The organism is bacterium (genome assembly GCA_016873475.1).
Classification (GTDB): Bacteria; Krumholzibacteriota; Krumholzibacteriia; order JACNKJ01; family JACNKJ01; genus VGXI01.
Genome location: VGXI01000141.1, coordinates 1 through 8,513 on the forward strand (window position 1 = coordinate 1; position 8,513 = coordinate 8,513).

8 protein-coding genes are annotated in these 8,513 nt (G+C 72.5%); 7 read left to right on the plus strand and 1 reads right to left on the minus strand.

The genetic code is table 11. From position 1 onward, the window contains the following. Nucleotides 1-44: 44 nt before the first annotated feature. From FJ251_11090 to FJ251_11110, 5 genes are all read left to right on the plus strand, one after another. Complete coding sequence (locus FJ251_11090; protein ID MBM4118263.1) at nucleotides 45-587, plus strand: HNH endonuclease; 543 nt, start codon at nucleotides 45-47, stop codon at nucleotides 585-587. A gap of 179 nt (nucleotides 588-766) precedes the next feature. Then, nucleotides 767-1,063 carry a hypothetical protein gene (locus FJ251_11095; protein ID MBM4118264.1) on the plus strand — a complete coding sequence of 99 codons (297 nt, stop codon included), beginning with the start codon at nucleotides 767-769 and terminating at the stop codon, nucleotides 1,061-1,063. Nucleotides 1,064-1,068: 5 nt separating this feature from the next. Further along, nucleotides 1,069-1,638 carry a DNA-3-methyladenine glycosylase I gene (locus FJ251_11100; GenBank protein ID MBM4118265.1) on the plus strand — a complete coding sequence of 190 codons (570 nt, stop codon included), beginning with the start codon at nucleotides 1,069-1,071 and terminating at the stop codon, nucleotides 1,636-1,638. A 21-nt stretch (nucleotides 1,639-1,659) separates the two neighbouring features. Further along, a complete protein-coding gene (locus FJ251_11105) occupies nucleotides 1,660-2,655 on the plus strand; it encodes an NAD-dependent epimerase/dehydratase family protein (protein ID MBM4118266.1) in 996 nt (331 codons plus the stop codon). 143 nt (nucleotides 2,656-2,798) lie between these two features. Further along, nucleotides 2,799-3,344, plus strand: coding sequence for a hypothetical protein (locus FJ251_11110; protein MBM4118267.1), 546 nt, complete (start codon nucleotides 2,799-2,801; stop codon nucleotides 3,342-3,344). A gap of 89 nt (nucleotides 3,345-3,433) precedes the next feature. Here the strand turns inward: FJ251_11110 and FJ251_11115 are convergent, their stop codons facing one another. After that, nucleotides 3,434-5,851: a WG repeat-containing protein gene (locus FJ251_11115; protein ID MBM4118268.1), complete on the minus strand. Its 2,418-nt coding sequence runs from the start codon at nucleotides 5,849-5,851 to the stop codon at nucleotides 3,434-3,436. A 134-nt stretch (nucleotides 5,852-5,985) separates the two neighbouring features. Between FJ251_11115 and rfbC the strand changes: the two genes are divergently transcribed. Both rfbC and FJ251_11125 read left to right on the plus strand, forming a co-directional pair. Continuing rightward, nucleotides 5,986-6,534 carry a dTDP-4-dehydrorhamnose 3,5-epimerase gene (gene rfbC, locus FJ251_11120; protein MBM4118269.1) on the plus strand — a complete coding sequence of 183 codons (549 nt, stop codon included), beginning with the start codon at nucleotides 5,986-5,988 and terminating at the stop codon, nucleotides 6,532-6,534. 68 nt (nucleotides 6,535-6,602) lie between these two features. Continuing rightward, the coding region (locus FJ251_11125; protein MBM4118270.1) for a hypothetical protein at nucleotides 6,603-8,513 on the plus strand (1,911 nt) is incomplete at its 3' end.

An 8,513-nucleotide genomic window follows, 5' to 3' on the forward strand; every position in this document is an offset into this window, starting at 1 on the left:
TGACCTTGCGCCTCCGACCGCTCGAACTCGCCCGCTTGCAGTCGATGCTGGAGAAGATCCGCAAAGCCGGCGCCGCGACTGGTCGGCACCAGACTCGCGAGGAGCTTCTGCTCGCCGGACTGGACGCCCTCCTTGCGGGCCTGGAGATTCCCGAACGCAGCGCCAGTGAGAGCGCCGGTGAGCAGTTGCCACGTGGCAACTCCGCCCCGCCCTACCAGGTCGTGATCTATCGCTGCGAGGAGTGCGGCGCGGCGCGCCTGCCTGACGGCCGCCCGCTGGCGCCGGCGGTGGCCGCGCAGGCGGCCTGCGACTGCCGCGAGCAACGCGACGGCGAACCCAATCGCGCGTCGATCCCACCCGCCTTGCGCCGGCAGGTGCTCGCCCGCGACGGCCATCGCTGCCAGGCGCCGGGCTGCCGGGCCACGCGCTTCCTGGAAGTGCATCACCGCGAGCCGCGGCGACGGGGGGGTCGAAACAGCGCGGCGAACCTGATCACCCTTTGCGCGGCCTGCCACCGACTGCTGCACGAACGCGGCGCAGGGCTTGCCGTCGCACTGCCGGCAGCGGCCTTGCCGAGCACCGGCTGATCGCCGCCGGGCGAGGTCAGTCGATCGCCCACCTAGGCGAGCGCCGGCGCCTGGGACCCCGGCTTGAAACAAGGGCGCGGCTGGCGCGAATAGGGCCCTTCCGGCTCATGTAGTGCAGGCGTTTCCAGTGCCGCATTCCATCCAGCGCGGCGCTTCCCAGTCAGCGCGCGGAGGCAATCATGTTCAGTCTCGCCGTCCTCATCTTCGCTTTGCTCGGCGTAGGGCTCCTGCTCGGCCTCGTCTTCACGGTGCTGGGCCTGGTCTTCAAGCTCATCTTCCTGCCCCTCCAGATCGGCTTCTGGCTGCTGCGCGGCGTCTTCGGGCTGGCGCTGGGGGTGCTCGGCTTCCTCTTCTTCCTGCCGATCCTCGGTCTCGCGCTGCCCTTCCTGCTGGTGATCTTCGCGCTGCCGCTGGCCCTGATCGGGCTGATCATCTGGATCGTCAAGCGCAGCACGGTGAGCGGGTCGGGCGCGTGAGCCCCCTGCGCGAGCCGACGCGCTGCAGCTGGGCGGGCCAGGACTCCCTCTACCGCGCCTATCACGACTGCGAGTGGGGAGTGCCCGTCCACGACGATCGCCTGCTCTTCGAGTTCCTCGTCCTCGAGGGCGCGCAGGCCGGCCTGAGCTGGCGCACCATCCTGAACAAGCGCGAGCACTATCGCGAGGTCTTCGCCGCCTTCGAGCCGGTCAAGGTGGCTCGCTTCGACGCGCGCAAGATCGAGCGCCTGCTCGCCGATCCGGGCATCGTGCGCAATCGAGCGAAGGTAGCCAGCGCCGTCGCCAACGCGCGCGCCTTCCTCGCGGTGCAAAAAGAACAGGGCAGCTTCGATCGCTACCTCTGGGCCTTCGTGGGCGGCGCGCCGATCCAGAACCGCTGGCGCGCGCTCGCCGAGCTTCCCGCCGAGACCGCCGAATCGCGCGCACTGAGCAAGGACCTGAAGACGCGCGGTTTCAGCTTCGTCGGCCCGACGATCTGCTATGCCTTCATGCAGGCCGTGGGGATGGTCAACGACCACACGGTCGACTGCTTCCGCCACCGCGCGCTGCGCTGAGGCGCGCCCGCAAGGAGTCCCATGCGACTGCTCATCCTCGGTGGCACCGTCTTTCTCGGCAAGCACATCGCCGAGGCGGCGCTCGCAGCCGGCCACACGGTGACCCTCTTCAACCGCGGGCGCACGAACGCCGATACCTTCGCCGGCCGCGCGGGCGTGGAGACGATCCACGGCGATCGCGACGGCGGCCTCGCCGCGCTCGGCACGGGTACCTGGGACGCCGTCGTCGACACCAGCGGCTACCTGCCGCGCGTGGTGGGTCAGTCCGCGCACGCGCTGGCCGGGCGCGTCGAGCGCTACCTCTTCATCTCGACGATCTCCGTCTACGCGGATCCGCCGCCGGCCGGCGTGCATGAGGACTCGCCGCTCGCAAGCCTCGCGGATCCGAGCGTCGAGCTGGTGAACGGCGAGACCTACGGCGGCCTCAAGGTGCTCTGCGAGGCGGCCGTCCGCGCGGCGCAGGGAGCGCGCGCGCTGATCGTGCGGCCGGGACTCATCGTGGGTCCGGACGATCCCACCGATCGCTTCAGCTACTGGCCCCTGCGCGCGGCCCGTGGCGGGCGAATCCTCGCGCCGGGCCGGCCGGATGCGCCGACCCAGCTCATCGACGTGCGCGATCTTGCGGCGTGGACGATCCGCCTGCTCGCCGCGGGCAGGACCGGCGTCTTCAATGCGACGGGGCCGGCCGCGCCGATCGGCCTCGGCGAGCTGCTCGAGACCTGCCTGCGCGCCGTGGGCGGCGATGGCGAGCTGGTCTGGCTGGACGAGGCCTTCCTCCTCGAGCAGGGCGTGGTGCCCTTCACCGAGCTGCCCTGCTGGGTGCCCTCAGCGGGCGAGGGGCTCCTGCGAACCGCGATCGATCGCGCGCTGGCGGCGGACCTGCAATTGCGTCCGCTCGAAGAGACGGCGCGCGACACGCTGGCATGGCGCCAGCCACTCGTGGCAGCGCGGCCGCTGCGCGCGGGCCTGGACGCGGAGCGCGAAGCCGCGCTTCTGGCCGGCGCCGACGCGGGTTGAAGCTTCCCTCAATTTCAGGTACAATAACGGAGCCACTGTTCGGGTGACCGCCGAACGGGCCCAGCGCGTCCCGCGCGCCCTTCCCCATGGGCCTGTCAGTCGGAGGAGATAAGCCCGGCGTTTCGACAGCCCTGGAGGACGGAATGAAGAGATTGCTCACGATTCTGGCACTGCTGGCCCTCGCTGCCGGCCCCGCTCTGGCGCAGAACATCGGCGGCAGCACCGTCACCGTCAGTCCCAGCGAGGACAACAACGGCACCAGCACGCTCTGCTTCACGGTTACCAATGCTAGCACCGACTTCGAGTGGCTCACGGACGTGATCATCACCCTGCCCGCTTGCATGACCATCCTGAACACGCCGCCCGCGAGCGCGGCCCCCGCGCCCGGCTCGGCCGACTTCAACAGCGGCGCCACCGTGTCCTTCGGGGGCTACGGCACGAACATCGCCCACTGGAGCGGCGATGACGAGTTCGGCTACGGCTTCCTGCTGGGCGAGAACGCGGGCGTCTTTTGCGTCACGGTCTCGATCAACTGCGCCTGCGACAACAGCTACCCCATCGGTTGGACCCTGCTCGGCGACACCTTCGGCGCGCCTCCGCACACCGCCACGGGTTCGCTGAGCTTCCTCGTTCTCTGCAGCACGCCTGCGGCGTCCAGCAGCTGGGGCGATGTGAAGTCGCTCTACTAGTCTCTGCGGATGCGGGGCGATCGCCTGGTGGACTCCTCGACCCCCGGCTTCGGCCGGGGGTTTTTCTTCGGGGGAAAGTGCCGCGCGGATCAGGGCGCCGAACGCCAGAGCGCGCGGCCCGCGGCGTCGATGATGAGCAGCCGCTCGTCCTCGATGACCAGCGCCACGCCATGCGCGAAGGGCGTGCCCGCGGCGTAGCGCGGCGCGATGCGCGCCTGCCCCGCGCGATCGACGTAGCCGATCAGCCCCTCGACCTGCACGGCGGCCAGCCCTTCGCTGAAGGCCATGCCCTCCTCGTAGCGGCAGGGGATCACCAGGCGGCCCCTGCGATCGACGAAGCCCACGCGACCGCCCTCGGTGACGGGCGCCAGGCCTTCGCGGAATTCGCCGGCGTACTGGAAGCGCGGCGCGATGGCGAAGGTCCCGGTGCTGTCGATGAAGCCGACGGCCCGGCCGTCCAGGCTCGCCGGCGCGAGCCCCTCGGCGAAGGCGCCGCTCCAGGCGAAGCGCGGCGTGACCACCCAGTTGCCGCGCCGGTCGATGTAGCCGCCCAGCGAATCGACGACGGCCATGCAGCGCCCCTCGTGGAAGGCGTCGACGCCGCGGTAGAGCGGCGCGATCACCAGCGTGCCGGCTGGATCGATGAAGCCGATGCGCTGGCTGTCGGGCGAGACCGCGGCCAGGCCCTCGCTGAAGGCCTCGGCCCAGGCCCAGCGCGGGGGGCTCTGCTCGCGACCGGCCGCATCGAGATAGCCCCAGCGCCCACCGCGACGGAAGGGCCGGCGCCCCTCGCGCAGCGCGCCGAGCGTCTCGAAGCGGGTCTCGCTGGCGTACTCGCCGCTCAGCGCGAGCAGCCGCCAGGCGCCGGAGTCGTCCTGCAGGGGCAGCGGGCCGAGGGCTTCGGCGATCTCCGCGGCGGGCAGCCGCGCGGCGTCCAGGAGCAGCGGGTAGCGACGGAGCTGGCCGCCGCCCAGATCGACGAGGCGCGAGGGCAGCGCGCGGTAGAGCGCGAGCACCTTGCGCGGCGGCAGCTCGCGGTGCGCGAGCAGCAGCGCGCCGAGCAGCGCGCGATCGGCCCCGGCGAGGCGCAGGCTGTCGGCGGCGGCGGCCGGCGCGGCGGCCAGGAAGGGGTCGTCCTCGACGAGCGAGACGCGCCAGCCCGGCACGAGCCCCTCGCCGCGGAAGGCGTCGGCGGGGGGCGGCGCGCTTCCCGGCGCGAGGGCGAACAGGAGGCGACGGTTCTCACCCTCGAGGAGGAACTCGCCGCCGGGGCGCAGGCGCGCGGTGGCCAGCGCCGCCTCCGCGCCGGCGCTGATGCCGAGCAGGGCGCCGGCGTCCAGGACCGCCACGCTGTCGGCGTCGGCCGCGGTCGCGCCGCGCGCCGCGGCGAGATCCAGGCGCAGCAGCGGCCGTCCGGCCAGGGTGGCCAGACGATTGCGCTCCCAGTCCGCCGGCGCTCGGCGCTCGGGCTCCCAGAGCAGGCGGCCTTCACGGGAGACGTAGTTGGGGCCGATCTCCGTTTCCACGGGCGCCCAGTCGCCGCGGAAGGGCCCCGCCCAGACGAAGCGCGGCGCGATGGCGAGGCCGCCCGCGGCGTCGATGTAGCCCCAGCGCGCAGCGTCCTCGGGCAGGGCGGGGGCGAGGGGCGTCGGGTGCGCGTCGAAGTCGCCGGCCTGGCGCAGGCGCGCGGGGACGACCAGCGCGCCCGTCGGGTCGATGAAGCCGAAGAGCGCGGCGTCAGCCGGCTTGACCAGCGCGCGGCCGCCGCTGAAGGCCCGCGCATAGGCGAACTCGCCGGGGAAGGCCTCGCGACCGTCGGGCCTGACGTAGCGGTAGCGGTCGCGGGCGTTCGAGTAGCTCTCGATGCAGTTCTCGGCGACGCGCGCGCCCAGGCGCTGGCTGCTCGCGAAGCGCTCGCGGCCCTTGCGGTCGATCACGCGGTGGTCGAGCGGATTGAAGACGACGACGGCCAGGCCCCCGTGGAACTCGCCGCTGAAATCGGGCAGGCGCGGCAGCTCGATGGCGAACTCGCCGCGGGGGTCGATGTAGCCGCGCCGGCCGGGCTCGCCCTCGCTCGCGGCGGCGAGTCCCTCGCTGAAGTCGCCCGCGCTCTGGAAGCGCGCCGCGATCGCCACGCGGCCCTCGGCGTCCAGGAAGCCGTAGCGCGGGCCGGCGGGCGTGTCGCTGCGGAAGCGCGCGCGGCCCTCGCGGAAGTCGCCCAGCTCGGGGTGGACGAGCGGGATCACCACCCGGCCCGCGGCGTCGATCGCCCCGTAGCGGCGCGTCTCGACGGGACCCGTGCCGACCACGGCCAGGCCCTCGGCGAAGCGGCGGGCTTCGTCCCAGGCGAAATCGAGGCGGATCTCGCCGGCGGGAGTGGCATAGCCCTCGCGGCCGGACAGGCGAACGGGCAGCAGAGCCTCGGGATCGGCGGTCTCGCCGCAGCGCCCGCAGCCTGCGAGCAGGGCGAGCAGGGGCCAGAGCAGATGGCGGCGGGCGCGCGGCATGGGGCTCCTCGGCGGACGGCGTGCGGGCAGTCTAGGTCGGGCGGCGCGGGCTGTCGAGCCTGCCGTGAATTGGGCTTGCCTGCGCGCGGCCACGGCGCTAGTGAAAGGGGGGTCCGCGCCGAAAGGACGCCGCCGTGCAGTTCACGCCCACCGCGATCCCCGACGTGATCCTCGTCGAGCCCCGGGTCTTCGACGAGGAGCGCGGCTTCTTCATGGAGACCTGGCAGGCGCGCCGCTTCGCGGCGGCGGGGCTGGACCTGCACTTCGTCCAGGACAACCACAGCCGCAGCGCGCAGGGCGTGCTGCGCGGCCTGCACTACCAGGTGCAGCAGACGCAGGGCAAGCTGGTGCGCGTGGTGGCGGGGGAGGTCTACGACGTGGCGGTGGACCTGCGCCGCGGCTCGCCGACCCTGGGCCGCTGGGTGGGCCTCACGCTCTCGGCGGCGAACAAGCGCCAGCTCTGGATCCCGCCCGGCTTTGCCCACGGCTTCTACGTGACGAGCGAGGCGGCCGAGTTCCTCTACAAGTGCACGGACTTCTACGCCCCCGAGCACGAGCGCAGCCTGCGCTGGGACGATCCCCAGCTCGGCATCGCCTGGCCGCTGGTGGGGGGCGCGGCGCCGACCCTCTCGGCCAAGGATGCCGCCGGGGTGGCCTTCGCCGAGGCGGAACTTCTGGACTAGCGAAACCCTTGTCGCGTCGCAGGTTTTTGGGCTAGCCTCCCCCCAACGACCGACGGCCGGAGGCATCCATGCCCCACTGCGCGCTGCGCGCGCTGCTCGCCGCTGCGCTCTGCCTGCTCGCAGCGGTGGCGCTGGCACAGGGGCCCACGCCCACCCCGGAACAGCTGGAGATGCTGAGGCAGCTCTCCCCCGAGCAGCGGGCGAAGCTGATCGCGGACTACGGGCTCGATCCGAGCCTGCTCGATCAGCCGGGCGCCGCGGCCGCGCGCGACGCGAGCGCGCCCGAGCTGGTGGCGCCGCGCAAGCCGGCCTTCGCCGCCGACACGACGCCGGTGCCGTCCGCGCTGCCGCCCGCGCCGCCGCTCGAAAAGCTGCCGGCCGGCGAGGGCCTCGCGGGCCAGGCCGAGCTGCGCCAGGCCTTCGCGAATTTCCTCTCGGGCAGCGCACCGCTCGCCGTGGACGAGCGGCTGCGGCCCTACGGCTACGATCTCTTCGCCGGGGCGCCCAGCACCTTCGCGCCGGCCACGGACATCCCCGTCGGGCCGGACTACGTGATCGGCCCGGGCGACGAGCTGCACGTGCAGCTCTACGGCAAGACGAACCTGAGCACGGATCTCATCGTCGATCGCGACGGCCTGATCGCCTTCCCCGAGCTGGGGCCGATCCCGGTGGCGGGCCAGAGCTTCGCCGAGCTGCGCGAGAACCTGCAGCGCGAAGTCGGCAAGCGCATGATCGGCGTCGCGGCGAGCATCACGCTCGGCCGCCTGCGTTCGATCCGCATCTTCGCGCTGGGCGAGGTGTTCCGGCCGGGCAGCTACACGGTGAGCGGCCTGGCGACGCTGACCAATGCGCTGTTCGCGGCGGGCGGCGTGACCGAGATCGGCAGCCTGCGCAAGATCGAGCTGCGGCGGGCGGGCGAGCTGGTCTCGCGGCTGGACCTCTACGACCTCCTGATGGAGGGCGACACGAGCGCCGACGCGCGGCTGCAGCCGGGCGACGTGATCTTCGTGCCGCCGGTGGGGCCGATGGTGGGCGTGGCCGGCGAGGTGAAGCGGCCGGCGCGCTACGAGCTGATGGGCAAGGGCGATGCCGGCGAGCTGATCGCCCTGGCCGGCGGCCTGACGGCCAGCGCGCACACCGAGCTGATCCAGCTCGACCGCTTCGAGAACGGCAGTCGGGTGAGCGTGGACTTCTCCCTCGCCGCGGCGGCTCGCTGGCCGCTCAAGGACGGCGACCTGCTCAAGGTCTTCCCGATCACGGGGCAGGAGGAGCAGGTCGTCTGGCTGGCGGGCAACGTGCGCCGGCCCGGCAAGCGGCAGTTCGTGGACGGCATGCGCCTGCTCGATCTGGTCGGCGGGCCGGACGACCTGCTGCCGGAGACGCACTTCCCCTACGGGCTCATCGAGCGCGAGAACCCGCTGGACCGCGAGCCCGAGTACCTGGCCTTCGACCTGGGCGCGGCGCTCCTGGACGGCGATCCGCTGGCCGATCTCGCGCTGCGCGATCGCGACCGCGTGTTCGTCTTCCACCGCGCCTACTTCCGCGAGCAACCGAAGGTGAAGGTGCGCGGGCGGGTGCAGGAGCCGGGCGAGTACGTCTTCCGCAAGGACATGCAGGTGCTCGACCTGCTGCTAGCCGCCGGCGGGCTCTTGCGCGACGCTTGGCTCGCCGAGGCCGAGCTCTTCCGCACGAACCCGGCGAGCCTGGACGTGACGCGGATCCCGCTCGATCTGCGCGGCGTGCTGGCGGGCGATCCGACGCAGAACCTGGTGCTGCAGGACCTCGACGAGCTGATGGTGCACTCGATCTGGGAGTTCAAGCAGCCGCAGACGGTGGAAGTGCTGGGCGAGGTCAACTATCCGGGCAACTACCCGCGCTTCGAGGGCATGCGCGTGAGCGACCTCATCTTCGCCGGCGGCAGCCTCACCGAGGAGGCCTACCGGGAGAAGGCCGAGCTGACGGGCTATGCGATCATCGGG